This window comes from Altererythrobacter sp., from assembly GCF_050299635.1.
Classification (GTDB): Bacteria; Pseudomonadota; Alphaproteobacteria; order Sphingomonadales; family Sphingomonadaceae; genus Erythrobacter.
Window position 1 is genome coordinate 32,804 of record NZ_JBNKWF010000017.1, and the last position, 25,214, is coordinate 58,017.

General features: G+C 59.9%; 22 protein-coding genes and 2 tRNA genes. 18 read left to right on the plus strand and 6 right to left on the minus strand.

The window, feature by feature from the left end:
• The first annotated feature begins 8 nt into the window (after nucleotides 1-8).
• Both purL and ACQY6C_RS10190 read left to right on the plus strand, forming a co-directional pair.
• Nucleotides 9-2,255, plus strand: coding sequence for a phosphoribosylformylglycinamidine synthase subunit PurL (gene purL, locus ACQY6C_RS10185; protein ID WP_427968381.1), 2,247 nt, complete (start codon nucleotides 9-11; stop codon nucleotides 2,253-2,255).
• A gap of 3 nt (nucleotides 2,256-2,258) precedes the next feature.
• Entirely contained in the window at nucleotides 2,259-2,663 is a 405-nt protein-coding gene (locus tag ACQY6C_RS10190; protein ID WP_427968383.1) for a hypothetical protein, read from the plus strand.
• A 4-nt stretch (nucleotides 2,664-2,667) separates the two neighbouring features.
• On the opposite strand, the gene ACQY6C_RS10195 is transcribed toward ACQY6C_RS10190, so the two are convergent.
• Nucleotides 2,668-3,462: a Coq4 family protein gene (locus ACQY6C_RS10195; protein WP_427968385.1), complete on the minus strand. Its 795-nt coding sequence runs from the start codon at nucleotides 3,460-3,462 to the stop codon at nucleotides 2,668-2,670.
• Nucleotides 3,463-3,573: 111 nt separating this feature from the next.
• On the opposite strand from ACQY6C_RS10195, the gene ACQY6C_RS10200 reads away from it, so the two are divergent.
• On the plus strand, nucleotides 3,574-4,245 hold the full coding sequence (locus tag ACQY6C_RS10200) for a nitroreductase family protein (protein WP_427968387.1): 672 nt from the start codon (nucleotides 3,574-3,576) through the stop codon (nucleotides 4,243-4,245).
• 30 nt (nucleotides 4,246-4,275) lie between these two features.
• Nucleotides 4,276-4,866 (plus strand): hypothetical protein, encoded by a 591-nt coding sequence (locus ACQY6C_RS10205; protein ID WP_427968388.1) that lies wholly within the window; start codon nucleotides 4,276-4,278, stop codon nucleotides 4,864-4,866.
• Here ACQY6C_RS10205 and serB read toward each other — a convergent pair.
• Nucleotides 4,863-5,759 carry a phosphoserine phosphatase SerB gene (serB, locus tag ACQY6C_RS10210; RefSeq protein WP_427968389.1) on the minus strand — a complete coding sequence of 299 codons (897 nt, stop codon included), beginning with the start codon at nucleotides 5,757-5,759 and terminating at the stop codon, nucleotides 4,863-4,865. The two genes, ACQY6C_RS10205 and serB, sit on opposite strands and share 4 nt — an antisense overlap.
• Between serB and miaA the strand changes: the two genes are divergently transcribed.
• The 4 genes from miaA to ilvC all read left to right on the plus strand — a co-directional run bounded on the left by miaA (nucleotide 5,752) and on the right by ilvC (nucleotide 10,264).
• Nucleotides 5,752-6,714 (plus strand): tRNA (adenosine(37)-N6)-dimethylallyltransferase MiaA, encoded by a 963-nt coding sequence (gene miaA, locus ACQY6C_RS10215; protein WP_427968391.1) that lies wholly within the window; start codon nucleotides 5,752-5,754, stop codon nucleotides 6,712-6,714. The genes serB and miaA overlap by 8 nt on opposite strands.
• Nucleotides 6,715-6,854: 140 nt before the next feature.
• Nucleotides 6,855-8,600, plus strand: coding sequence for an acetolactate synthase 3 large subunit (locus ACQY6C_RS10220; RefSeq protein ID WP_427968392.1), 1,746 nt, complete (start codon nucleotides 6,855-6,857; stop codon nucleotides 8,598-8,600).
• Between the two features lie 13 nt (nucleotides 8,601-8,613).
• Complete coding sequence (gene ilvN, locus ACQY6C_RS10225; RefSeq protein ID WP_427968450.1) at nucleotides 8,614-9,129, plus strand: acetolactate synthase small subunit; 516 nt, start codon at nucleotides 8,614-8,616, stop codon at nucleotides 9,127-9,129.
• 115 nt (nucleotides 9,130-9,244) lie between these two features.
• Nucleotides 9,245-10,264, plus strand: coding sequence for a ketol-acid reductoisomerase (gene ilvC, locus ACQY6C_RS10230; RefSeq protein ID WP_427968394.1), 1,020 nt, complete (start codon nucleotides 9,245-9,247; stop codon nucleotides 10,262-10,264).
• A 59-nt stretch (nucleotides 10,265-10,323) separates the two neighbouring features.
• Here the strand turns inward: ilvC and ACQY6C_RS10235 are convergent, their stop codons facing one another.
• Nucleotides 10,324-11,307 carry an MBL fold metallo-hydrolase gene (locus tag ACQY6C_RS10235; protein WP_427968396.1) on the minus strand — a complete coding sequence of 328 codons (984 nt, stop codon included), beginning with the start codon at nucleotides 11,305-11,307 and terminating at the stop codon, nucleotides 10,324-10,326.
• Nucleotides 11,308-11,539: 232 nt separating this feature from the next.
• Between ACQY6C_RS10235 and ACQY6C_RS10240 the strand changes: the two genes are divergently transcribed.
• From ACQY6C_RS10240 to ACQY6C_RS10255, 4 genes are all read left to right on the plus strand, one after another.
• The gene (locus ACQY6C_RS10240; RefSeq protein ID WP_427968398.1) at nucleotides 11,540-12,688 is read left to right on the plus strand and encodes an alpha-hydroxy acid oxidase; all 1,149 of its coding nucleotides are present in this window, start codon (nucleotides 11,540-11,542) and stop codon (nucleotides 12,686-12,688) included.
• A 222-nt stretch (nucleotides 12,689-12,910) separates the two neighbouring features.
• A complete protein-coding gene (leuA, locus tag ACQY6C_RS10245) occupies nucleotides 12,911-14,587 on the plus strand; it encodes a 2-isopropylmalate synthase (RefSeq protein WP_427968400.1) in 1,677 nt (558 codons plus the stop codon).
• 247 nt (nucleotides 14,588-14,834) lie between these two features.
• Complete coding sequence (locus ACQY6C_RS10250; RefSeq protein ID WP_427968402.1) at nucleotides 14,835-15,884, plus strand: amidohydrolase family protein; 1,050 nt, start codon at nucleotides 14,835-14,837, stop codon at nucleotides 15,882-15,884.
• A 95-nt stretch (nucleotides 15,885-15,979) separates the two neighbouring features.
• Nucleotides 15,980-16,966: an NAD(P)H-dependent flavin oxidoreductase gene (locus ACQY6C_RS10255; RefSeq protein ID WP_427968404.1), complete on the plus strand. Its 987-nt coding sequence runs from the start codon at nucleotides 15,980-15,982 to the stop codon at nucleotides 16,964-16,966.
• 11 nt (nucleotides 16,967-16,977) lie between these two features.
• On the opposite strand, the gene ACQY6C_RS10260 is transcribed toward ACQY6C_RS10255, so the two are convergent.
• From ACQY6C_RS10260 to ACQY6C_RS10270, 3 genes are all read right to left on the minus strand, one after another.
• Nucleotides 16,978-17,514: an AHH domain-containing protein gene (locus ACQY6C_RS10260; RefSeq protein WP_427968406.1), complete on the minus strand. Its 537-nt coding sequence runs from the start codon at nucleotides 17,512-17,514 to the stop codon at nucleotides 16,978-16,980.
• 5 nt (nucleotides 17,515-17,519) lie between these two features.
• Entirely contained in the window at nucleotides 17,520-18,311 is a 792-nt protein-coding gene (locus ACQY6C_RS10265) for a hypothetical protein (RefSeq protein ID WP_427968408.1), read from the minus strand.
• 144 nt (nucleotides 18,312-18,455) lie between these two features.
• Nucleotides 18,456-18,941: a flavodoxin family protein gene (locus ACQY6C_RS10270; protein WP_427968409.1), complete on the minus strand. Its 486-nt coding sequence runs from the start codon at nucleotides 18,939-18,941 to the stop codon at nucleotides 18,456-18,458.
• 83 nt (nucleotides 18,942-19,024) lie between these two features.
• On the opposite strand from ACQY6C_RS10270, the gene recJ reads away from it, so the two are divergent.
• From recJ to pstA, 6 genes are all read left to right on the plus strand, one after another.
• Nucleotides 19,025-20,812: a single-stranded-DNA-specific exonuclease RecJ gene (gene recJ / locus ACQY6C_RS10275; RefSeq protein ID WP_427968411.1), complete on the plus strand. Its 1,788-nt coding sequence runs from the start codon at nucleotides 19,025-19,027 to the stop codon at nucleotides 20,810-20,812.
• 60 nt (nucleotides 20,813-20,872) lie between these two features.
• Nucleotides 20,873-20,948 (plus strand) — tRNA-Glu (locus ACQY6C_RS10280).
• Nucleotides 20,949-20,995: 47 nt separating this feature from the next.
• Nucleotides 20,996-21,070, plus strand: a tRNA-Glu gene (locus ACQY6C_RS10285).
• A gap of 53 nt (nucleotides 21,071-21,123) precedes the next feature.
• Nucleotides 21,124-22,377 carry a sensor histidine kinase gene (locus ACQY6C_RS10290; protein WP_427968413.1) on the plus strand — a complete coding sequence of 418 codons (1,254 nt, stop codon included), beginning with the start codon at nucleotides 21,124-21,126 and terminating at the stop codon, nucleotides 22,375-22,377.
• Nucleotides 22,378-22,555: 178 nt separating this feature from the next.
• Complete coding sequence (gene pstC, locus ACQY6C_RS10295; RefSeq protein WP_427968415.1) at nucleotides 22,556-23,941, plus strand: phosphate ABC transporter permease subunit PstC; 1,386 nt, start codon at nucleotides 22,556-22,558, stop codon at nucleotides 23,939-23,941.
• Nucleotides 23,934-25,199, plus strand: a complete 1,266-nt coding sequence (gene pstA / locus ACQY6C_RS10300; protein WP_427968417.1) for a phosphate ABC transporter permease PstA — start codon at nucleotides 23,934-23,936, stop codon at nucleotides 25,197-25,199. The genes pstC and pstA overlap by 8 nt, the downstream gene beginning before the upstream one ends.
• Nucleotides 25,200-25,214: the final 15 nt, after the last annotated feature.

The window sequence follows — 25,214 nt, forward strand, 5'->3', positions numbered from 1 at the left end:
GCGCAGGCATGCCAAACACCGCCGACTCGATCACGCCTGAAATCGTCGAATCACACGGGCTTTCGCCGGAAGAATACGAGCGCGTCCTGCACGCGCTGGGCCGCGAACCCAACCTTGTGGAACTGGGCATTTTCTCGGTGATGTGGAGCGAGCATTGCTCTTACAAGAGCTCGCGCCTGCATCTCAAGAAACTGCCGACCGAAGCGCCCTGGGTGATCTGCGGTCCGGGCGAAAACGCCGGTGTGATCGACATCGGCGATGGACAGGCCGCCATCTTCAAGATGGAGAGCCACAATCACCCCAGCTACATCGAACCCTACCAGGGCGCTGCGACAGGCGTAGGCGGCATCTTGCGCGACGTATTCACCATGGGCGCGCGACCGGTGGCGAACGCCAATGCACTACGCTTCGGGCGGCCCGAGCATCCGAAGATGCAGCATCTGGTCAGAGGTGTGGTTGCGGGGATCGGCGGTTACGGCAACTGCGTCGGCGTGCCGACCGTGTGCGGCGAGACCAATTTCCATCAGGCGTATGATGGGAACATTCTGGTCAATGCGATGACGGTGGGCGTCGCCGATACCGACAAGATTTTCTACTCCGCCGCCACCGGAGTTGGCAATCCGATCGTCTATGTCGGTTCCAAGACCGGGCGCGACGGCATCCACGGTGCGACCATGGCGAGCGCCGATTTCGAAGAAGACGCAGAAGCAAAGCGTCCTACCGTGCAAGTGGGTGACCCCTTCACCGAGAAGCTGTTGATCGAGGCTTGTCTTGAGCTGATGGCAACTGACGCGATTGTCGCGATCCAGGATATGGGCGCGGCAGGCCTGACATCTTCCAGCGTCGAAATGGCAACCAACGGCAAGGCCGGAATCCGGCTCGATATGAACAAGGTGCCTTGCCGCGAAGAAGGCATGACGCCCTACGAGATGATGCTGAGCGAAAGCCAGGAGCGGATGCTCATGGTGCTGAAGCCCGGCAAGGAAGAGATGGCAGCAGCCATTTTCGAGAAGTGGGAACTCGATTTCGCAGTGATCGGTGAAGTCACCGATACTCAGCATATGGTGCTGGAATTCGATGGCGAGGTGGTTTGTGACATCCCGCTTGGCCCACTCGCAGCCGACGCCCCAGAATACGACCGGCCCTATCTCTCGAAAGAGGAATACAGGGCCTGGGCGCAGATCAAGCCTTTGAGCGAGCTGCCCGAAAGCAACGACATCGGCGCTGATCTGCTCAAGTTGATGGCCAGCCCTGCCCTTGGCTCGCGCCGCTGGATTTCGGAACAGTATGACAGCCAGGTCATGGGTGACACGCTGCAAACCGGGGGCGACGCCGGCGTTGTGCGTGTGCACGGCACCAAGAAGGCACTGGCAATCACCACCGATTGCACGCCGCGCTATGTCTATGCCGACCCTTATGAAGGTGGAAAGCAGGCCATCGCCGAGGCATACCGCAACCTCTGCGCGGTCGGTGCGCGCCCGCTCGCGGTGACCAACTGCCTCAATTTCGCCAATCCGCAGCGTCCCGAGATCATGAGCCAGTTCGTCCATGCATTGGAAGGCATGGGCGATGCCTGCCGCACGCTCGACTTCCCGATCGTGAGCGGCAATGTCAGCCTCTACAACGAAAGCAAGGCGACGGGCGGCGGCTCGGCCATCCTGCCTACCCCGGCCATTGGCGGTGTCGGCATCATCGAGGATTACTCCAGGATGATGACGATGGGCTTCAAGAATGAAGGCGACACGCTTTATCTTGTCGGCCCCGAATTCTGGGCCAAACCCGATCCTACCCGGTCGCACCTTGGCAAGTCGCTGTGGCTCAACGTCGTGCATGGTCGTGACGATGGCCGTACGCCGCCAACTGACCTCACCATCGAACGCAATGCTGGCGAGATCGTCCGCGAATTGATCGCAGACGGCCTTGTAAACGCCGTGCACGATCTTTCCGACGGGGGACTGGCAGTGGCGCTTGCCGAAATGGCATTGGCAAGCGGTATCGGTGCCGAAGTCGAGGGCAATCCCGAATATACAGCCGCACAATGGTGGTTCGGTGAAGATCAGGGCCGCTATATCATCGCCGTGCCCGATACGCAGGCGCTGAACCTGCGGTTGTCCAAGGGGACGCAAAATGCCGAAACCGCGCAGATCGGTTTCCGGCGGATCGGTAGCGTCGGCGGTGACCATCTGCTTGGTGTGTCACTCGCGGATTTGCGCGCGGCTCACGAAAGCTTTTTCCGCGACTGGATGGAAAGCTAGGTCATGGCTGCGGCAGGCTATTCCGGCACGCCGCTTGCTAAAAAACTCTCGCTTAAGCCGGGTCAAACGGCCTGGTTTCATGACATGCCCGAATCCGTTCGCGTCGAGATCGGCGATATCGAGATCCTGCAACTTCCCGGGCCGATCAAGGGCCTCGACGTAGCGCATATCTTCACCAAAGAACGCGCCGAGCTTGAGCACTTGCTCACTGAACTGCGTCACACCATTGCGCCAACCGGTTTGGTATGGGTGAGCTGGCCCAAGAAGGCCTCAAAGGTGCCAACCGACATCACCGAAGATACGATCCGGGAAGTGGCGCTGCCATTGGGCTTCGTCGACGTGAAAGTATGCGCGGTGGATCAGGTCTGGTCGGGTCTGAAGCTGATGATCCGCAAGGAATTGCGCTAGCCGGCTAGGCCGCCTGCGCCTGCTGCGGCGCCATCAGCTCTTGCGCTGAATTGCCCTCCGCCTCTAGGATTTCTAGACAGTGGCAGTAGATTTCCGGTCGGCCGAGATTGAGCCGTGCCCTCGCCTCATCAATGTCTTCATGCATCAACGATTCGACTTCCTGATGGGCGAGCTGCGCAGCTTCACGGCCCAGCCTGCGCCCTTCGCGCAATGCATCAAGCACAGGCGCCTTGGTCTTCGTCGCCTTGCGCAGCTCGCGATTGCCGGCATAGGCGATGAATAGCACGCCCGGGCTAGGGTTCTGCTCATAGCTGAAGCCCAGCAGACAGCCCTCTCCCAGAGCATCGCGGCCATAGCCAGTCAGCACATGGAACAGGTCATGCGTGTCGCGCAGCCGCTCGAAATACCATTCGAGCTGGTCGTTCGGGCGTTCGCTGGCGGGTTTGAACTTGTTCGATTCCTCGACCAGTCCGGCAGCGCTCAGCCCTTCGCGCTTCATAAAACGGATGTAGTTTTGCGCCACACTGTTGGGCGGTAGGTCTGCCCAACGCGCATGATCGTCAAGCATTCCAGGAAGGTCATTGCCGCGCTGGATCAGCGCCTGGCCCGCATCCGATTTCACGAAGTCGAGCGCCTTGTTGTAGCTCTTGCGGCCCTTGAGCGCCTCGATAATGTGGAAGACCTGTTCGGTGTCTTCCTTGTCGGCGATCAGCTTACGGAAATGCCTCCACGCCTTGAATGGGCGGAAGCCGGAAAGTTTTCGATCCGGATGAACAAGCGGGCGATCGATCACGGCCATTGCAGTTTCCCTGAAAGAGCAATTGGTAGCTCGTAACAACTTACAGCAATGTAAATTGCCTGTCCACGTAACGCCTTCCCATCCCACTGCGAAACAGGGATAGGAGAGACCATGCAAGAACATGAAAGAGTATCCTATTCGCTTCCCGCGCTCGATCCAGAAGCGAGTATCGCGAATGCCCGTGCGTTCAGTGCCAGGATCAGGCAGCGGCGCACCTGCCGATATTTCTCGGAAGAACCGGTACCGCGTGAGGTGATCGAAGCGGCCATAGAGGCAGCAGGTAGCGCACCGAGTGGCGCCAATCACCAGCCCTGGCATTTCGCCGTGGTTTCGTCACCCGACAAGAAGCGCGCGATCCGTGAAGCGGCAGAAGCGGAGGAACGCGCATTCTACGAAAGCAAGGCGAGTGAGGAATGGCTCAAGGCGCTCGCCCCGCTGGGCACCGATGCCGACAAGCCGTTTCTCGAAGCGGCGCCCTGGCTGATTGTGGTGTTCGCGCAGCGCAAGGGCGGGATCGATGAGGATGGCGAGACGCGGAACTATTACGTGACCGAAAGCGTGGGTATCGCCTGTGGCCTGTTGCTCGCGGCCCTGCACGAAGCCGGTTGCGCGACGCTCACGCATACGCCTTCACCGATGGGATTCCTGCGCGAAATTTGCGACCGGCCCGAGTACGAGAAGCCGCTGATGGTGGTTGTGGTTGGCCATCCGGCCGAGAATGCAACCGTGCCGTCCTACGCTCTGAGAAAAAAGCCGCTGGAACAGATAGCTAGCTGGCTGTAGCCTACTGCATCCAATTTGGGGGACGGGATCATGCCGAAATACTGGCCGATATTGTTGGCGATCCTGGTAGCTGCGCTGGCACTCTACGCCGGATTGCAAACCGATGGCGAAGATTTCGAACGCTGGCAAATTGCCACCCGCTGGACCGCCCGCGCAGGCTTTCCCTTCTTCATCCTCGCATTCGTGGCTTCGTCACTGGTAAAGCTCTGGCCCGGCGAGACGACGCGTGCCCTGCTCCGCAACCGCAAATGGTGGGGCTTGGCCTTTGCATCGGCACACACGCTCCATCTCTACGCGCTGATCCATTTCCTGGGCATAACGCCGGAGCCGAGGAGCCTCGTAAGCCTGCTGCCGGGCTTTGCGATCTATGTGGTGATCTACTCTATGGTCGCGACTTCGTGGCCCTGGGCCTACAAGGCGCTCGGTCGCATTTGGAAGCGGCTCCACAAGAGCGGAATGTACATCGTCTGGGGAGTGTTCACTCTCGCATATTTCGGCAAGGCAATGGATCCGGAGCTGCGCCCTGCGGGTGCGATCCTGCTGGCTATTGCACTTGCCGCATTCGCGCTTCGGATAATTGCCTGGCGCAAGGGCAAGGTGGCAACAAGGGCCGCGGCCTAGGCGCCACTCCATTCGCTGGAGGGAATTCCAAGCAGTTTCAGCACCGAAGTGAGATTGCCGCAATCGATGATACCGTTCGCAGCCAGCTTGGCCTTGGGCTTGGCGTGATAGGCGATGCCATAGTGCGCCGCTTCAAGCATCGGAATGTCGTTAGCCCCGTCGCCGGTGGCCAGAGCGATCGCTCCATCGCCCAGTTTCGACAATTCTTCGATCAAAGTAGCGCGTTTGACGCCCGAATCGGTGATCGGTCCAGCGAGGCCGCCAGTCAGCTTGCCGTCCACAACTTCGAGCCGGTTTGCCACCACAAGGTCGAAACCTAGCGTCTCGGCGACGGGATCCGCAAAGTGGTGAAAGCCGCCAGTGACCAGCACCGTCTTGCAACCCTTGGACTTGAGCGTTTGCACCAACGCGCGCGCGCCTTCCATCGGGCGGATGCGCTCGTCCAGGCAGCGGGTGATTTCGCTCTCGCCCAACCCGGCGAGCAGAGCGACGCGTTCTTTGAGCGCACTGACGAAATCGAGCTCGCCCTGCATGGCACGCTCGGTGATTTCGGCGATCTGTGGCTTGATCCCGGCATAATCCGCCAGCTCGTCAATGCACTCCTGGCCGATCATGGTAGAATCCATGTCGGAAACGAAGAGGTGAGGTGTTGCGATGTCCGCATCGGAGATCAGCAAGTCACACGGCGCGAACAGCTCCTCGAGCGTCTGACCAAGTGCCCCCGCGTCACCTTCAGGCAAGGCAAGCTGCAGCACATCGCCCGCATGATCGAGCATATGCGCCATCGCCACCGGCATGCCGCGCTTGGCCAGCGCGTCCATTGCCGCATCAAGGCGTGCTTGCAGCCCAATTCCGTTCTGGGCCGGGTCTGCTATCAGCCGGGCAATGAGCAAGCGAGAATCTCCTAACACGCGCGATCCCCAATCGGGGCCGGTGGCGCTCATTGCAGGGCCGACCGCCAGCGGCAAGAGCGATCTGGCAGTGAACCTCGCTTTGATGCTGGAGAAGCAGGGAAGGCGTGCTGTGGTAATCAACGCCGACAGCGCACAGGTCTATTCCGATTTGCAGCTGTTGAGCGCGCGGCCCTCAAGCGATGAAATGCGCGGGATCGAGCATCGACTGTTTGGCGAGTGGGATGGCGCTCAGCACTGCTCTGCAGCGGACTGGGCTGCGGCAGCCAAGCGTGAGATTGCCGCTTTGCATAGCGAAGATGCCGTCCCGATCCTGTGCGGCGGGACCGGGCTCTATATGAAGACCTTGCTCGAAGGCATCGCACCAATCCCGGAAATCGATCCGGCCGTTCGAGAGTTGGTCCGCAGCTTGCCGGTTGAAGAAGCCTATTGTGCGCTTCAGCGTGAAGACCCCGAACGTGCAGCGATCCTCAAGCCAGGAGACAGCCAGCGCATTGCCCGCGCACTCGAAGTCGTCCGTTCGACTGGCAAGACGCTCGGCCAATGGCAAGCCGAGAAGTCGGGCGGCATTGCAGACGTGATTGAACTTCATCCCCTGATCCTGCTGCCTGATCGGGAATGGCTGTATGAGCGATGCGACCGGCGGTTCGAACTGATGCTCGAACATGGTGCTATTGAAGAGGTCGAGCGCCTGCTCGCCCGGCAGCTCTCGTCCGATCTGCCGGTGATGCGCGCTATCGGAGTGCCGGAAATCGCGGCTTTCCTGCGAGGGGACACCTCAAGAAATGAGATGATCGCGGCTGGACAGCAGGCAACACGAAACTACGCAAAACGCCAGTACACCTGGTTCAGGCGCCAGCCTCCTGAGGATTGGCTGCGCCATGAGTCACATAATTGCGATATAGATTTCATATTCGCATCATTATTACGCAATTAGTGGTTGACACGATATATTTGAACGCATAGCAGGCCGCGCATGGCTCGCCGCATTTTCACTGCGTCGGGCCGCATTTTTTGTTAAGCGCGGCGCACAAGTGGGCGGCACGCAAACTTAGAGCAGTAAGGAAGGAATAGATCGTGTCACAGGAGCGCAGCGGTGCAGCAATCCTGGTCGATTGTCTGGTCGAACAGGGGGTCGAATTCGTTTTCGGCTATCCCGGCGGCGCGGTACTTCCGATCTATGACGAATTGTTCGGTGACGATCGGATTCGCCATATTCTGGTTCGGCACGAGGCCGGCGCGGCCCACGCGGCGGAAGGCTATGCCCGCTCCACCGGCAAGCCCGGTGTTGTGCTCGTCACCAGCGGCCCTGGCGCAACCAATGCCGTCACCGGCATTGCCGACGCTTTTCTCGATTCAATCCCTCTGGTCGTCATAACCGGCCAGGTCCCCACTCCGCTGATAGGAACGGACGCCTTTCAGGAGGCTGATACCGTTGGCATCACGCGGCACTGCTCGAAGCACAATTACCTTGTGAAGGAGCCTGCCGACCTCAAGCCGACGATCGAGGAAGCCTTCCGCATTGCCACAACGGGTCGCCCCGGTCCGGTCGTGGTCGACATTCCCAAGGATGTGCAGATCGCCGTCCCTTCGTTCAGCCGCGAGTCCAATGGCTCTGCGACGCATCGCTATCAGCCACAGATGCTCGGTTCGATTGAAGAGATCGCCGATGCGGTCGATCTACTGGCCAAGGCGGAACGGCCGGTCTTCTACACCGGCGGCGGTGTCATCAATTCCGGCCCGCGCGCGACGGAAATGCTGCGCAAGCTGCAGGATATGACCGGCGCCCCGCTCACCAGCACGCTGATGGGACTCGGTGCCTTCCCGTCCGATCATCCCGATTGGCTGGGAATGCTCGGCATGCACGGCACTTACGAAGCCAATATGGCGATGAACAAGTGCGACCTGATGATCTGCGTCGGCGCAAGGTTCGACGACCGTGTAACCGGCCGGCTCGACGCGTTCAGCCCTGATTCGACCAAGATCCACATCGATATCGACCGAAGTTCGATCAACAAGACTGTGGCGGTTGACCTGCCGATCGTGGGCGACTGCGCGCATGTTCTCGAACAGCTCATCTCCGCTTGGGGCGATCGCAAGCCTCGCGATCTCGGCGAATGGAAGGCGCGCATCGCGGGCTGGCGCGCGCGCGAATGCCTCGCATATCCGGAGAAGTCGGACGCGATCATGCCGCAGAAGGCCGTGGAGCGGCTCTATGCGCTGACGAAACACCGCAATCCGATCATCTCGACCGAGGTTGGCCAGCATCAGATGTGGGCGGCGCAGTATTTCGGTTTTTCCGATCCCAACAAATGGCTCACATCGGGCGGGCTTGGCACGATGGGTTACGGCTTGCCTGCGGCCATCGGCGCGCAGCTTGGCAATCCTGACGATCTGGTGATCGACATTGCCGGTGAAGCCTCGATCCAGATGAATATTCAGGAACTTGGCACTGCCAGCCAGTTCCGCCTGCCGGTCAAGGTGTTCATTCTCAACAACGAGTACATGGGCATGGTCCGCCAGTGGCAGGAACTGACCTATGAAAGCCGCTATTCGAACTCCTACTCGGATAGCCTGCCCGATTTCGTGAAGCTGGCCGAAAGCTATGGCTGGACCGGCATCCGCATACATGACGAGAGCGAACTCGACGCCGGTATTCAGGCGATGCTCGATGCCGATGGCCCGGTGATCGTCGATTGCCTCGTCGCAAAGGACGCGAACTGCTTCCCGATGATCCCCAGCGGCGCGGCACACACCGAAATGCTGCTCTATGGCGATCAGGTCGAAGGCACGATGGACGACGAAGCGAAAGCGCTGGTCTGAGGACACGATGATGATGAAAATCGCACAAGAAGCCGCCGAGCGGCATGTCCTCACTGTCACGGTCGATAATGAATCGGGCATCCTGGCGAAGATCGCCGGGCTGTTCACCGCGCGCGGATATAATATCGACAGCCTTACCGTGGCTGACATTTCCGAAAATCACGCGGTAAGCCGGATCACCATCGTCACCAACGGCCCGCGCCTGGTGATCGACCAGATTGAAGCTCAGCTCGAACGGCTTGTACCGGTCCACAAGGTGACCGACCTGACCGAGGCGGGCCCGCATGTCGAACGCGAACTGGCGCTCATCAAGGTCCGGGGAACGGGCGAAGCGCGGGTCGAAGCCTTGCGGATTGCCGACGTCTTCCGCGCCAGTGTAATAGACACGACGACCGAAAGCTTCGTCTTCGAACTGACGGGGGCGCCGGACAAGATCGACAGCTTCATCACGCTGATGCGCGAACTCGGACTGGTCGAAGTCAGCCGCAGTGGCGTTGTGGGCATGATGCGCGGGGCAGAAGGCGCTTGACCCGCACGTAGAAAAATCTCGTCGCTCCTGCGAAGGCAGGAGCCTATCTAACCTCTCGCAAACTTGCGAGTTCATCTGGACCCCTGCCAACGCAGGGGTGACGTAGGAAGAAGACATGAAAGTTTATTACGACGCCGATGCGGACCTGAACCTCATCAAGGACAAGAAGATCGCCGTGCTCGGCTATGGCAGCCAGGGCCACGCCCATGCGCAGAACCTGCGCGACAGTGGTGTGAACAACGTTGCGATTGCGCTTCGTGCCGGTTCCGCCACCGCCAAGAAGGCTGAAGCAGCCGGCTTCAAGGTGCTGACCAACAGCGAAGCGGCCGAATGGGCCGACATCCTGATGATTCTGGCACCCGACGAACACCAGGCCGCAATCTGGGACAATGATCTGGCCGGCAAGATGAAGCCGGGCAGCGCGCTTGCCTTCGCCCACGGCCTCAACGTTCATTTCGGCCTGATCGAACCGCCTGCGGATATCGATGTCATCATGATCGCGCCCAAGGGCCCCGGCCACACCGTGCGCAGCGAATATCAGCGCGGCGGCGGCGTACCTTGCTTGATCGCGGTGCATCAGGATGCCAGCGGCGCGGCGCATGACATCGCCCTCGCCTATGCATCGGGCGTCGGCGGTGGCCGTTCGGGCATCATCGAGACGAACTTCAAGGAGGAATGCGAAACCGACCTGTTCGGCGAGCAGGCCGTTCTGTGCGGCGGCATTACCCACCTGATCCAGGCCGGGTTCGAAACGCTGGTCGAGGCCGGCTATGCACCCGAAATGGCCTATTTCGAATGCTTGCACGAGACCAAACTGATCGTCGATCTGCTCTATGAAGGCGGCATCGCCAACATGCGCTATTCGATCAGCAATACCGCCGAGTATGGCGACATCACCACCGGCCCGCGTATCATCACCGATGAGACCAAGGCTGAAATGAAGCGCGTGCTGGCGGACATCACTTCGGGCCGCTTCGTGAAGAACTTTGTGCTCGACAACCGCGCGGGTCAGCCCGAGCTCAAGGCGAGCCGCAAGGCAGCCGAAGCGCATCCGATCGAAAAGACCGGGGCCGAACTGCGCGCCATGATGCCGTGGATCAGCGCCAATAAGCTGGTCGACAAGGCGAAGAACTAAGTTCTTTCACATTGGCCAAAGATAAAGGCCCGCGCGTCCATGGTGACGTGCGGGCTTTTTCATGTCGGATCTGCGGCTTCCGCATCTGGCTTTGAGCTTCCGTCATCGCTTGCCTTCACGTCGTGACCGATCTCAATCACGCTCCCCAATCCAGCATAGAGATAGCGACTGCCGAAGCGCTTGTTCAGTATTTCGAACGCAGGTTCGCCGGTGCAGTGGACCGGCGCGATCCATTGGACATGATAGCGCTCAAGCAGAGCCGTCGCGATCCGCTCGATCTCCGGTTGCTTCGCAGGGAGCAGGTGCGTCCCGCCAATGACAAGGCGGATCGGTTTGTCGCTTAGTGCGCTAGCCGCTTCGACGATCCTTTCGAGCGTGGGATGGCTGCATCCAACCACCAATACAATCCCTTCGGGCGTGTCGATCGCCAGCGAAATCTCCATTGCGTCGAGGTCGACACCCCAGGTTCCCTTTTGCATGATGAGGTGGAAGCCCGGAGCAATTTCAGTTGTCTCGGTGATCCAGTTGAAATTGGCGTCCGGCCATGGGCTGCCGAAATGGAGCCTTTCCGGCGGGCTCCCGTCAAAATAGCGCATGTCAGGCGGTAGCGCTTCATCGCGTGGGTAGAAGCTGCCCGGCAATGCAGCCCCGAATACGCCAAAATTCTCTTTCGGTACGTAGATCGGGACATCCGGATTGACCTGGAGCAAGTAATTGAGTCCGCTTGTATGGTCGCCGTGACGATGCGAGACGATTACGAAGTCCAGATCAGCCAGGTCGACGCCCTTCGCCGCGATATTGTGTGCGAAGATTTCCGCGTTGTTGCCAGTGTCGAACAGGATGCGCTTGCCGCCATATTCGATGAGCGCGGAATAGCCCCAGTCCTTGACCATGGCAGAGGGCTTGCCAAAAGCGTCATAGAGCGAAGTAATCCTTGCAGGAGCAGGTTCGGCCCGCGCCATTCCTGCCCCTGATGCAAGAACCAGAAGAGTCAGGGCTGTCGCCCAGCCTCGAGCTATCTTGTGCAGAAAATCGATCGACATTGTGCCTCTCCCCAAGGTTGAGAGCACAACGGCGGAACGACATGCAACTGGCGCAACACCTCCCCAACTGCCCAGGCCGGCAGCAAACGGCTCCGCCATCTTGCTCCAGCGGGAGGCTGTAACGCTGTAAACCCTGCTCAGCGCCGCCGCCATCCATACTTTCGCACAATCTTGGCTAGGCGCAGGCAATAAGCTGGTCGACAAACTGAGAAACAGGCGCAAGAAGGCCCAAATGCACCTCTCAGACTGCCACAATATCGATGACTTCCGGAAACTGGCCAAGGCGAGGCTACCCTGGCCGGTTTTCGACTATATCGACGGCGCTGCCGATGACGAGCTAACCAAGGCGCGCAACACCGCCGCCTTCGATAGCGCCGATCTGGTACCAGACGTGTTGGCAGGCGTAGCGGAGATCGACACAAGCTGCACGATCATGGGCCGCAAGAGCGCACTGCCCCTGGTGCTCAGCCCCACCGCGCTCCAGCGCGTGTTCCACTGGCAGGGTGAAGGCGCGGTGGCCCGTGCGGCGGACAAATACGGCCTGTGGTTCGGCATCTCCAGCCTCGCCACCTATTCGATCGAGGATATTGCCGCGCTCACCAGCGGTCCCAAGCTGTTCCAGCTCTATGTCCACAAGGACGAGGGGTTGAATCGCTCTATGATCCAGCGCTGCCAGGAATCGAAGTTCGACGCGATCGCGCTGACCGTCGACACGATCGTTTCGGGCAAGCGCGAACGCTGCATGCGCTCAGGCTTCACCACCCCGCCCCGTTTCAGCCCCAGCGCCTTGTGGAGCTATGCCACCAGGCCGCGCTGGGCGATGGACTATGTCTTTCGCGAAAAGTTCCGCCTGCCCAATCTCGACACGCATGTCAGCGAAGGCACAGGCAAGGCGGTGAGCATCGCAGACTATTTCAATAGCATGCTCGACACATCGATGGATTGGGACACGGCGGCGCGCATTCGGCAGGACTGGGGCGGCACCTTTTGCCTCAAGGGTGTGATGAGCGCGAATGACGCGCGGCGCGCTGTGCAGATCGGCGCCGACGCGATCATGATTTCCAATCATGGCGGCCGCCAGCTCGACGGCAGCCGCTCCCCCTTCGACCAGTTGCGCGAGATCGTCGATGCCGTGGGCGGAGAGATCGAGATTATCTGCGACGGCGGTGTGCGGCGCGGTACGCATGTCCTGAAATCGCTTTGCGCGGGCGCCACGTCGGCCAGCGGCGGGCGGCTCTATCTCTATGCGCTGGCGGCGGCGGGTCAGCCCGGTGTCGAGCGCGCAATCGGCATCCTGAAGGACGAGATCGAGCGCGGAATGCGGCTGATGGGCGTGACCTCGGTAGAGCAATTGACGTCCGAACGCCTGCGCTGGCGCTGACCAGATGACCTGCGGGGTGATTTTCGCAGCAATGCATCTTCTCGCTTGAAACCGGCGCAATTTTCGGCAATGCACAATCGCATGACACGTAACGGATCGCTGCTGCTACGACTTATCCGCCCTTGGGCGTGAGTTGACGCGTGCTCTATCGGGGTGCGCACGGCGCCCAAGGGAGCACAATCCGAACCAGCCAAACAAATATTCCGTTACGAGTTTTTCGACATGTCCATGATGCCCGAACCAAGCCGAAAATACCGGCCCTTCCCGCAGGTTAACCTGCCCGATCGCCAATGGCCCAGCCGTACGATCACCGCTCCGCCGCGCTGGCTTTCGACCGATTTGCGCGATGGCAACCAGGCGATTGTCGATCCGATGGATGCGGTGAAGAAGAACCGCTTCTTCGATCTGCTTGTCGAAATCGGCGTTAAGGAGATCGAGATCGGCTTTCCTGCAGCAGGAGCCACCGAATTCGACTTCATTCAGGGCCTGGTTGGGTCGGGAAGAATCCCCGACGATGTGATCGTGCAGGTCCTGACGCAGAGCCGTGAAGATCTGATCCGCACAAGCTTCGAGAGCCTCGACGGCGCCAAACAGGCGATCGTGCATCTCTACAACGCCGTCTCGCCCGCCTGGCGCGATATCGTGTTCCGCATGAGCAAGGACGAAGTGCGCGAAATCGCGGTGCAAGGCGCCAAGGTCATGCGTGACGAAGCATCCAAGCGCCCCGACACAGACTGGCACTTCCAGTATTCGCCGGAAACCTTCTCGACCGCCGAGCTCGATTTCTCGATCGAGGTTTGCGAAGCGGTGATGGAAGTGCTGGCACCCACACCGGAGCGCCCGATCATCCTCAACCTGCCGGCAACGGTGGAGGCGGCGACGCCCAATATCTACGCCGACCAGATCGAATATTTCTGTCGCAATTTGCCCAACAGGGATTCAGCAGCGATCAGCCTGCACACGCATAACGATCGTGGAACAGGCGTTGCAGCGGCCGAACTGGGCATGATGGCAGGTGCAGACCGCGTGGAAGGCTGCCTGTTCGGCAATGGCGAGCGGACCGGCAATTGCTGCCTCGTGACCGTCGCGCTCAACATGTACACGCAAGGTGTCGATCCGGGGCTGGATTTCTCCGACATCGATCGCGTGATCGAGACGGTCGAATATTGCAACGAGCTGCCCGTGCACCAGCGCCACCCCTATGGCGGCGAACTGGTCTTCACGGCATTCTCTGGCAGTCATCAGGATGCGATCAAGAAGGGCTTCGAAGCCAACGAGAAGCAGAATGACGAGCAATGGCGTGTCCCCTATCTGCCGATCGACCCCGCCGATCTGGGCCGCAATTACGAAGCGGTCATTCGCGTCAATTCGCAGTCCGGCAAAGGCGGCTTCGCCTGGGTTCTGGAGCAGGACCAGGGCATCAAACTGCCCAAGAAAATGCAGGCGGATTTCTCGAAACACGTCCAGCATATGGCCGACGAGCTTGGTCGCGAGCTGAACGCCACCGACATCTGGGACGCCTTCCGCAAGGCCTATCACGTCAAGATCCATCCCAAGCATTTTCAGCTGGTCGACTATGAGGAAAGCCGCGCGCCCGATGGCACGCGGATCTTCGCAGGTTCGATCGAAGTCGATGGCAAGGCACAGCGCGTTTCGGGGCGCGGAAACGGGTTAATTTCGTCGGTCGTGGGCACGATCCGCGACAGCTTCGGCGTCGAGCTGGAAATTTGCGATTATACCGAACACGCGCTGGGCACCGGCACCGATGCTCGCGCGGCCGCCTATCTCGAATGCCGCGGGAAGGATGGAAACACCATCTGGGGCTGCGGGATCGACGAGGACGTCGCCACCGCCAGCGTGCGCGCTGTACTGAGCGCAGCGAATAGCGCTGTGGGATAGGGTTAGAGTTCCCTCATTCGTCATCCCGGCCTCCGGGCCGGAGTGACGGAATTTGGATCGTCAACATCCACCCCCCTTGCCTCCGCATTTCCTACCCAGTGATGCGCCGATAAGATCGCTCAATGGCTATTTGGCACACCATTCAAGTACGGCCTTTCTTGCCGAACGATCCCATCTCCGGTTTCCTTTCCTTGAACAGTGTTCCATGTGTTCCATCCTGTAGGAATTGCCGAGGTGGGAACAAGCGATGAACGAAGAAATCCTCGAACCCGATTTGCCGATCATCGATCCGCATCACCACCTGTGGGACTTGCGCCCGCTGATGGGCGCATTCCCCGAGCCGCGGCACGACTTTCTCGAAGCTTTGATCGACAATGCCTATTACACATTCGATCAGATCCATGCGCATGCGACGAGCGGGCACAATGTGATCGGCACCGTGTTCATGGAATGCGGCGCATTCTACCGCGCCGATGCAGACGACGCGATGAAGGTCGTGGGCGAAGTCGAGTTCGTCAACGGCGTTGCTGCCCAGAGCGCCAGCGGGCTCTACGGCGATCTGCGCCTCTGTGCAGCGATCATCGGCCATGCTGACTTACTGGCGGGCGAGAAGGCCGCCCCTGTTCTGGAAGCGCTGGGCGATGCCTCCCCCGACCGTTTCAAGGGTATCCGACACCAGGGCGCATGGGACGCAGATCCAAACGTTCTGGGCGCTCCCTTTCATGCACCCGAAGGGCTCTATCGCGACGCATCGTTCCGCGAAGGTTTCAAACAGCTCGGCAGGCAGGGCCTGACCTTCGACGCCTGGGTGCTCGAGCCGCAATTGCCCGATGTCATCGACCTGGCCCGCGCCTTTCCGGATCAGCCGATCTGCCTCGATCATTGCGGAACGCCGCTCAATATCGCGAGCTATCGCGGCAAGCTGCACGAACGCTTCGATATCTGGCGCCACAACATCCACGAACTGGCCAAGTGCGAAAATGTGACGATCAAGCTGGGCGGACTCGCCATGGCCTTCTGCGGATTGCCCGAAAAGGGCCCCGCTGCAGGCACCAGTTCGGAAGATCTTGCGGCGATGTGGCGGCCCTATATCCAGACCTGCATCGAAGCCTTCGGAACCGATCGTGCGATGTTCGAAAGCAACTATCCGGTCGACTATTGGGGCGCCGAATATCCGGTGCTGTGGAACGCATTCAAACGCATCACGCAGGGTGCCAGCGCCGACGAGAAACATGCACTCTACGCAGGCAATGCAGCGCGATTCTATGGCATTGAGCACATACTTCCGAAACGCTGACGTTACGGCATTGCCGGGCCTCCAACAGGTGCCTCGACAGGCGGCAGGTCAGTGCGTAATCGAGAGATGAGTTTTCAATCAAAACGGAGAACCCGATGTCGCTGCCTGCCCCGTTCAACCGCCTGCGTCTGCCGCTGATCGGATCGCCGCTGTTCATCGTATCAGGGCCGGAACTTGTGATCGCGCAATGCAAGGCAGGCATCATCGGCAGCTTTCCGGCGCTCAACGCCAGGCCGCAAACGCTGCTCGACGAATGGCTTCACCAGATCACCGAGGAACTGGCCAAGCACAATCGCGAGAATCCCGATCGGCCCGCCGCTCCCTTCGCAGTCAACCAGATCGTCCACCGTTCAAACGACCGGCTGGAGCAGGACATGGCGACTTGCGCCAAGTGGCAAGTGCCGATGGTCATCACGTCGCTGGGCGCACGTGAGGAGATCTTCAACGCGGTGCGCGGATGGGGCGGCATCACCATGCATGACGTGATCAACAACCGCTTCGCGCGCAAGGCAATCGAGAAAGGCGCCGATGGACTGATCCCGGTTGCGGCCGGTGCGGGAGGGCATGCGGGCACGCAATCGCCTTTCGCACTGATGCAGGAAATCCGCGAATGGTTTGACGGGCTGGTCGCGCTCTCGGGCTCGATCGCCAACGGCTATTCGATCCTTGCAGCGCAGGCCCTACGCGCGGACTTTGCCTATATGGGCAGCGCTTTCATCGCGACCGAGGAAGCCAATGCCAGCGCCGATTACAAGCGAGGCATTGTCGAAGGCAGCGCAGAAGGCATCGTCTACACCAACCTGTTCACAGGCGTGCACGGCAACTACCTGCGATCCTCGATCGAGGCTTCAGGTCTCGATCCCGACAACCTGCCGCAAAGCGATCCCTCGAAGATGAACTTCGGCAGCGGCGGCAACACCAAGGCCAAGGCATGGAAGGACATCTGGGGCTCCGGCCAGGGCGTGGGCTCGGTCAAGTCGGTCGGCACGGTTGAGGAGATGGTATCGCGACTTGAGCGGGAATATCATGCAGCCCGCGAAGCCTTGATCGCCAATTCCGATTTCGCCGCCTGGAACAGTTAGGCGTTCGGACGTCAGGTTGCGCGCCACAGCGCTTCGGCCATGGCATCGAGCTCGGCGAAATCGAATCCGGTGCCGAGCGGATCCTTGCGGTTGAGGATCAGCCTTCTGCGCTCATAAAGCAGGCGCTTGCGCAGCGCGGACTGCAACAGCGAAAGGCGAAAATGCGCATCACGCTGCGCGGAAGCCGGATCGTGGGCACTGATCCTTGACCAATTCGCTTCGATTTGTCCGACACGCTCGATCACCATGGCATTGTATTGCCGATGGGGACCGCGGTGCAGCGGCAAGCCAATCCGCAAGGTCGCTTCTTCGCTCGAAGGCAGCAGAAGCCCATTGGCGCGAAAATCGTCAAATCCGATTTTGCGGCAATCCAGGGAATCGAACATCTTTCCGAAACAATGGGTTGAAAGCAGCTGGAGCGGGAGCAGATGGTGGCGTTGCAGGTTCGGGTCGTAGCCAACCTGACCCTTTCGATTGACCGTCCGGAACGGAATCACCTGCCGCCGGGCAAATACCGACCCTGCCACGAAACGGCTGCTCTCTCCCATTCAATCTATTCGCCGCGAACCCTGATTGTCGTTCCATCCGTCGAGGGCGAAACCAGCAACCGCCGGCCATCGGGAGAGGTCACATATTCGGCCTCGTGGATTCCTCCCATGATCACGAACTGATTGATCAGCCTGATGCCCAACCTCGTCGCAGCAACCTTGTCGCCAACCAATGAGTGGTCGAGCAAGAGTTCCTGCCCAATCAAGAAATCGAGCCCCACGCTCTCAAGCCCGCCGTCATCGGTTTCGCGAAATGCAGTCAGTCCAAGCGCTGGAAAGGCGCCGCCCTCCAGCCATGCAGTAACTGTCGAATCGAAGAAGCGACGCCCGATCAGGCTGCGGGACGGTGGCCAGACGGCAGCTTCGGCTTCTTCAAAATGCTGCATAAGGTCGCGCGCGAGACCGAACAGTGCTCGCATGACCGGCATGCTACGCTCGCCACCGGAAAGATGGCTACCCGGAACAAGCCGCAATGCTTCCATTCCAACTGCAGCCGGAATGTCTTCAAAGTCGAAACTGTATTCGATCTTCGGCAATTTCATGCCGCCCGATGGCGTCAGACCCTGCAGATCGAAGGTCAATCCGGCACTGAGCAGTTCGAGCCAATGCGGATCGCCATTGTGCGCATCGGGCAAGCCGGGCTCATTCGCAGTAGGATCGACCACTCGCAGAGCCGGCGCATCGGCAGGATCGAAGGTTATCGAAACTGCCGGTTGCCGCTCGACAAAATCGCGAATCGCCCTGCGGTCCGGCCGCTTGCCAGCGCCGAATATCAGGAAAAGCCCATGACCATGCACGGGTCCATTATCGTCAAGATCAAACGACGCTGCGATCGTGAGCTCCCCCGAGCTTCAATCGGGCCCCCTGTATATCTGTCACGATCTGCAAGTCACTCCAGACCTTACAACCGAAAAATCAAAAATCGAGAAACTCAAGTATATTCAATAAATACCTAAAGATATACCCTCTGCGATTGCTTCTCCCAACATGCGACAGCGTTCGATTTCTTCCTTAGGCACAGTCTTCCTTGCCAAAATTTCTTGCGGCGTTTGCGCGTCCAGGTTCACGATGATCGGATCCGCCACACGTTTTAGACGCCAGCCCGTCGCAATCCGGTCAATTTGTCGCTGAGCGCCCTCCCCGTCCGAACCCGCGGCAATCATGGTGGCGTATGCGCGCCCTTCGATCTGGCCCAATACCGGATAATAACAGCGATCAAACATCTCTTTCATCAGACCGCTCATGCTCGCCAAATTCTCAGGGCAAGCGAAGATATAGGCCGCCGCTTCCAGCAAATCCTGAGCTTGAACCTCGTCCGCTCGGAGAATTCTGGCGCGATCGCCCGCTCCTTCAAACGCCGCATGCGCCATCTGTTCGCTCGCGCTGGTGCGGCTGTGCCAGGCGATCAAAAGACAGGAATCTCTCATCGCTGAGAACAAAGCGCTGCAGACTGTAGATTGTCAATCTTGGGCATCTGTTCGCCCGATCCAATGCAGGTTAAAACCCTGCAATGGCCTCCCGTTCAATTGCTCTCGCTCTCGGCGTCGAAAACTCGCTGGTTGGCCGGGCATGGCATTGGCGTGGCGGCAATATGGCACTGGGCGCCGATGCCGCCAGTCTCCAGAACGATATTCTCACGCAATTGCTTCTGACCAGAGGTGTCGATCCGCAAGATGTGGCGAGGCACGCGAAACCCACATTGCGCGATTTTCTGCCCGATCCGTCCGAATTCCGCGACATGGACGCTGCAGCCGAACGCATTGCCCAGGCGGTTCTGAGCGACGAAACGATCACCATCTATGGTGACTACGATGTCGATGGAGCGACGAGCGCAGCCCTGCTGGTCGATCTGCTGCGCAACCTTGGTGCCCGCGCAAACTATTATATCCCCGACCGCCTGCTCGAAGGTTATGGCCCCAGCGGCGAAGCGCTTGTCCGCCTCGCTGAGGAAGGCTCCAGCCTGATCGTGACGGTCGATTGCGGAGCCATGGCTCACGAAGCGCTTGGCCAGGCCCGCGACGCCGGAGTCGACGTGATCGTGGTCGACCACCACAAATGTTCGCCGGAGCTTCCTCCTGCCGCTGCCCTGGTCAATCCCAATCGGCTTGATGAAAGCGATCTTGCTGCCGCACATGGCCATCTTGCAGCCGTAGGCGTCGCGTTTCTGCTCGCCATCGCTTTGATTCGCACTCTCCGTGATCGCGGATATTTCGACGATCGGGAAGAACCCAACCTGATGGCTTTGCTCGATCTCGTGGCTCTGGGAACTGTGGCTGATGTTGCCGCGCTGCACGGGCTCAACCGCGCCTTCGTGGCACAGGGGCTCAAGGTGATGGCCCGGCGCGAGCGGATCGGCATGTCGGCGCTGATCGATGCAAGCCGGCTCAAGCGCGCACCGCAATGCAGCGACCTGGGATTTGCTCTTGGCCCGCGCATCAATGCAGGCGGGCGGGTCGGCGAATCGACGCTGGGTGTGAGATTGCTGACCACCAGCGACGCAGACGAGGCTCGCGAAATCGCCGAACAGCTTTCAGCGCTCAATGAAGACCGCCGGGCGATCGAGGCCGAAGTCCAGCAAGCGGCAGAAGCCCTGTTGGCGGGACAGCACAATCGCGCCGTTCAGGTCTTGTCTGGAGCGGGCTGGCATCCCGGTGTGATCGGAATCGTAGCCGGGCGTATCAAGGAGAAGACGGGCAAGCCTGCCATCGTTATCGCGCTGGAAGACGATAGCGGTGTGGGCAAAGGTTCGGGAAGGTCGATCTCGGGCGTGGACCTTGGCGCTGCGATCATCGCCGCGCGCGAATCGGGACTGTTGGTTGCCGGTGGAGGTCATGCGATGGCGGCGGGCCTCACTATAGAAAGGTCAATGCTGGAGGATTTCGCAGCGTTCCTTGACGAAAGGCTTGCGAGGGACGTCGACCGGGCGCGGCAAAATCAGGTGATGCAGCTCGACCTCGCCGTGGCTCCTGGTGGGCTGACGCCATCGCTGGTCGAAACGCTGGAGCAGGCCGGACCGTATGGTGTGGGCTGGCCGGGACCGAGGGTGGCTGTAGGCCCAGTGCGCATCGTCAAGGCGGACATCGTAGGCAAGGATCATTTGCGTGTGATTGCTGCTGGCGAGGACGGGCGATCACTGAAGGCGATCGCCTTTCGCGCCGCCGAGAGCGAGATGGCGCAAACGCTGATGCACCGCTCTGCAGGGCGCCGGTTTCATCTCGCGGGCCGAGCCAGGATCGACGATTGGGGCAGCCGTCCGCAAGCGGAATTACACCTCGAAGACGCGGCATTTGCAGATTGAGAGCTGGCGGGGCTTGACCCGCCATGATCGCACCCCTAAAGGCGCGCTCTCCACCGCTTCGGCCCCTTCGTCTAGCGGTCTAGGACGCCGCCCTTTCACGGCGGAAACACGGGTTCGAGTCCCGTAGGGGTCACCACCACCGCCATGCTTCAGGCATGGCCGGGTGAATTGGAAAAATGGCAAGGCCCCTTCGTCTAGCGGTTAGGACGCGGCCCTCTCACGGCTGAAACACGGGTTCGAGTCCCGTAGGGGTCACCACCGGAAATCGATATCCTTTCAATTGCCGCTGGGCCGCAGCGCAACTGTTCGAAATGAATCGCATCGGGCCGCTTTTCTTGCGTGATGCATCTGGTTATGGCGGCTGTGCGATGAGCCTGCCCAAGTCCTTCCCGGTTTCCGGCACACTGCTTGCGCTGTTCGCGTTCGTGATGATGCTGGCCTTCGGAATTGATTTTCTACTCGCACTGGCAGTGCTTGTGGTTTGGTTGGGGTCGCTTCTGCTCGCTGTGTCGCAGCCACCCGAATCGCCGATCCTTGCTCGCGAGCAGCCCTTCACTCGCGACAATATGCGCGACCTGATCGAATATGCCGCGACGCCATTGCTGGTTGCCGAGCGTAGCCGCATCACAATTGCAAACCGCGCGGCGCGCCGCCTGCTTGGTGCGCATGTCATCAACCAGGATTTGCGTGTTGCATTTCGTCAACCGGCAGCGATCAAGCTGCTATCCAAGGAGGTTGATGGTTCGGCGGTAGTGCGCGGCCTGGCCCGGCGGCGCGACATCTGGCGAATCAATCGGCAAGGCATTGGAGACGATCTGGCCGTCATCGAATTGATCAACCACACCGTAGAAGCCGATATCAGCCGCGCGCATACCGACTTCGTTGCAAATGCAAGCCACGAACTGCGTACTCCCTTGTCGTCCATCATTGGCTATGTCGAAACCCTGCGTGAGGATTCGGGCACGCTCGACGAAGCGACCGAGACAAAGTTCCTCGATACGATTCTGGCGGAAGCAAAACGCCTTCAGGCGCTTGTCAGTGACCTTATGTCGCTTTCACGCGTGGAGGCCGAAAAGCACGACGTGCCGGAGACGCAAGTTGATCTCGGGTCGCTGGTGGAAACCGCTGCCCGCGATGCGGCAGGCCCGGAACGGGTGAAACGGTTGCAGCTATCCCTCACTCCATCCCTCATGATTCGGGGCGATGCGCAGCAGCTTGAACAATTGGTGCGCAATCTGGTCGATAACGCCTTTAAATATGGGCATCCGGACACGCCAGTCGATGTCGTCCTGGAAAGGTTTGAAAATGGACAGGCGCGCCTTTCTGTTGAGGATCACGGCGAAGGCATTGCGCCGGAGCACATCCCTCACCTCACCAGGCGTTTCTATCGGACCGATCCCGGTCGCAGCCGTGCCTCGGGCGGGACCGGACTGGGCCTGGCGATCGTCAAGCATATTGTTGAACGCCACCGCGGGCGGCTCGACATTGCCAGCGAAGTAGGCAAAGGCACGAGGATCAGTGTGAGAATTCCGCTTATCCAGAGCGAGCCGGCGGAGTTGTCATGAAATTGTCATCTTTCTTGAACATCGCGCTCGGCAGACGCTCGACCGCATGACTCGAAGACACTAAACGGGGGCCGACGAAAACATGGTCAGTTTCGAGCCATCATTTGCGTCTGACCGCTTACCGCCCGTCCGGGGCAGCCGACGAATCGACCTCACCCGCACAGTGGCCTCCTAATTCATGTCCCTTATCACCATCATTCTGATTGCGATTGGTCTGGGCCTGGCCGGATGGCTGGCGGCCCGCGCTCGCGCCTGGAGTTTCCAGAAGGAAGAGCCAGCCACGCGTCTGGTAGCTCGGCCCAATTATCACGGGTGGTATGTGGCGCTGTGGATTGCCGTGCCGATCCTGGTGTTCGGAACGGTTTGGTCGCTGGTCGCGCCGCAGCTCGTCATGCAGTCGGTTCTGGCAGATCCTGCCGCCTCCAACCTGCCTGCGTTCGGCTTCACCCGCGATGCAGTTCTGTCGGAAGCGCGCGCGGTTGCCACCGGCGGCGCCCAATCTGTCTTCAACCCTGAGGCTGAAGCACTGGTCGAACCATTTCGCGCGGCAATTTCGCGGTACAACTGGATCGGCATTGTGGTCACCGTATTGATTGCTTTCGCTGCGGGCACATACTCGTTCCTGCGGATCAAGCCGGATTTCAAGGCGCGCACACGCGTCGAGCGCATGGTGATGCTGCTGTTGCTGCTTGCGTCACTGGTCGCGATCCTCACCACATTCGGGATCTTCGCCAGTCTGGTGTTCGAGACTGTCCGTTTCTTCGGCATGGTCAGCCCGGTCGATTTCCTGTTCGGGACTTTCTGGGGTCCGGACCCGATGAGCAATCCGCTCAGCCCGGATCCATCGCGTTACGGTGCGATCCCGCTTTTCTGGGGCACGATCTACATTGGTGCGATCATTGCCATGATCGTCGCAATTCCGCTGGGATTGATGAGTGCGATCTACCTCACACAATATGCTGATCCGCGCCTGCGCGCGTGGCTCAAGCCTGCGCTGGAGATCCTCGCCGGCGTGCCAACCGTGGTTTATGGATACTTCGCCGCACTCACCGTCGCCCCCGCGATCCGCGACTGGGCGGTTGCAATCGGGATCAGCAGTGCATCGAGCGAAAGCGCCCTGGCCGCCGGCCTCGTGATGGGTGTCATGATCATTCCCTTCGTATCGTCGATGGCAGATGATTCGATTGCGGCCGTGCCTTCGGCCATGCGCGACGGCAGCCTGGCAATGGGTGCAACAACCTCTGAGACGATCCGCAAGGTTCTGGTTCCGGCCGCCCTGCCCGGTATCGTCGCCGGCGTTATGCTGGCAGTGAGTCGCGCAATCGGCGAAACGATGATCGTGGTGATGGCTGCCGGCGCCGCCGCCAACCTCACTGCCAACCCGCTCGAGGCCATGACGACCGTGACTTTCCAGATCGTTGCCATGCTTACCGGCGAAGGCAGTTTCGACCATCCTGCCACGCTGAGCGCCTTTGCGCTGGGCTTCGTCCTCTTCCTTGTAACGCTGGCGCTCAATTTCATTGCGCTACGCGTCGTCAAACGGTTCCGTGAAGCCTATGAGTGAGGAGCCCGCCATGGAAACTATCGCCCCCACTCGCACCGATGCCTTCTCCAAGCGCATTCAGAAGCGCTACGCGGCAGAGCGCCGGTTCAAGCTGGCGGGTCTTTCCGCCGTGCTGTTTTCGGTCGCTGTGCTGATCTTCCTGTTGTTCACCATGACGGTGAACGGATTGAACGGCTTCACGCGCGCAGAACTGGCAGTCGATATCGATTTCCCCGAGGCGGGAATATCCGTCGATCCCAGCCAGGCGCAATTGCCAACTGCGATCCAGTCGCTCGAGGCGCAGGGATTGCCTGATGTCGTCGCGTTTTACGCCGAATTGTCGCTCGGCGCCGAAGGAGCCGCGGAACTGAACCAGGTGGCCTGGCGCAATGTCGCCGCCGACCTGCTTGTAAATCCGGAACTGGCTCGCACACGGCACACATTTCAATTGCCAACCAGCAGTGACCTGTCGGCAGGACTAGACGGAGAAGGCTCTCCAGAAATGCAGGCGCTGGCACAGCGGCTCACGAACGAAGGCAAGCTGGGTAAGAATTTCGACTTTGGCTTTCTTTCGCGCTCTGACGCGACCGACCCTCAGCTGGTTGGTATCTGGGGGGCGCTCAAGGGCTCGATGCTGACAATGCTTGTCACCTTGCTGCTGGCCTTTCCAATCGGTGTTCTGGCTGCGCTCTACCTTGAAGAATATGCGCCCAAGAACCGCTGGACCGACGTGATTGAGGTATCGATCAACAACCTCGCTGCCGTGCCCTCGATCATCTTCGGCCTTCTGGGCCTGGCGGTGTTTTTGTGGGCATTCCCCAATTTGCGCTCGGCTCCGCTGATCGGCGGTATGACTCTGGCGCTGATGACTATGCCGGTGATCGTCATCTCAGGTCGCAATGCGATCAAGGCGGTTCCGCCCTCGATCCGCGACGGAGCGCTAGCAGTGGGCGCCTCGCCAGTGCAGGTGGTGTTTCACCATGTCCTACCGCTTGCCCTTCCCGGAATCCTTACTGGTACAATCATCGGCATGGCGCGCGCGCTGGGTGAAACCGCTCCGCTGCTGATGATCGGTATGCGCGCGTTCGTGGCGACCCCGCCCGACGGGTTTACCTCGCCATCGACAGTCCTTCCGGTGCAGATCTTTCTTTGGTCGGACGAAATCGACCGCGGCTTTGTCGAGCGGACCAGCGCTGCGATCATTGTCCTGCTGCTGTTCCTCCTGGTGATGAACGGACTCGCCATCTACCTACGCAACAAATTCGAGAAAACGTGGTGACAGTTATCCATCCCA

Excerpts from the sequence above, each read along its gene's own strand:
- ACQY6C_RS10260 (WP_427968406.1), bottom strand. The coding sequence starts at position 17,514 with ATGGGAGAGAGCAGCCGTTTCGTGGCAGGGTCGGTATTTGCCCGGCGG.
- ACQY6C_RS10190 (WP_427968383.1), top strand. The coding sequence starts at position 2,259 with ATGGCTGCGGCAGGCTATTCCGGCACGCCGCTTGCTAAAAAACTCTCG.
- ACQY6C_RS10235 (WP_427968396.1), bottom strand. The coding sequence starts at position 11,307 with ATGTCGATCGATTTTCTGCACAAGATAGCTCGAGGCTGGGCGACAGCC.
- leuA (WP_427968400.1), top strand. The coding sequence starts at position 12,911 with ATGTCCATGATGCCCGAACCAAGCCGAAAATACCGGCCCTTCCCGCAG.
- ACQY6C_RS10255 (WP_427968404.1), top strand. The coding sequence starts at position 15,980 with ATGTCGCTGCCTGCCCCGTTCAACCGCCTGCGTCTGCCGCTGATCGGA.
- ACQY6C_RS10205 (WP_427968388.1), top strand. The coding sequence starts at position 4,276 with ATGCCGAAATACTGGCCGATATTGTTGGCGATCCTGGTAGCTGCGCTG.
- ilvC (WP_427968394.1), top strand. The coding sequence starts at position 9,245 with ATGAAAGTTTATTACGACGCCGATGCGGACCTGAACCTCATCAAGGAC.
- purL (WP_427968381.1), top strand. The coding sequence starts at position 9 with ATGCCAAACACCGCCGACTCGATCACGCCTGAAATCGTCGAATCACAC.
- ACQY6C_RS10200 (WP_427968387.1), top strand. The coding sequence starts at position 3,574 with ATGCAAGAACATGAAAGAGTATCCTATTCGCTTCCCGCGCTCGATCCA.
- ACQY6C_RS10250 (WP_427968402.1), top strand. The coding sequence starts at position 14,835 with ATGAACGAAGAAATCCTCGAACCCGATTTGCCGATCATCGATCCGCAT.
- ACQY6C_RS10290 (WP_427968413.1), top strand. The coding sequence starts at position 21,124 with ATGAATCGCATCGGGCCGCTTTTCTTGCGTGATGCATCTGGTTATGGC.
- pstC (WP_427968415.1), top strand. The coding sequence starts at position 22,556 with ATGTCCCTTATCACCATCATTCTGATTGCGATTGGTCTGGGCCTGGCC.
- miaA (WP_427968391.1), top strand. The coding sequence starts at position 5,752 with ATGAGCAAGCGAGAATCTCCTAACACGCGCGATCCCCAATCGGGGCCG.
- ACQY6C_RS10195 (WP_427968385.1), bottom strand. The coding sequence starts at position 3,462 with ATGGCCGTGATCGATCGCCCGCTTGTTCATCCGGATCGAAAACTTTCC.
- pstA (WP_427968417.1), top strand. The coding sequence starts at position 23,934 with ATGAGTGAGGAGCCCGCCATGGAAACTATCGCCCCCACTCGCACCGAT.
- ACQY6C_RS10240 (WP_427968398.1), top strand. The coding sequence starts at position 11,540 with ATGCACCTCTCAGACTGCCACAATATCGATGACTTCCGGAAACTGGCC.
- ACQY6C_RS10270 (WP_427968409.1), bottom strand. The coding sequence starts at position 18,941 with ATGAGAGATTCCTGTCTTTTGATCGCCTGGCACAGCCGCACCAGCGCG.
- ilvN (WP_427968450.1), top strand. The coding sequence starts at position 8,614 with ATGAAAATCGCACAAGAAGCCGCCGAGCGGCATGTCCTCACTGTCACG.
- recJ (WP_427968411.1), top strand. The coding sequence starts at position 19,025 with ATGGCCTCCCGTTCAATTGCTCTCGCTCTCGGCGTCGAAAACTCGCTG.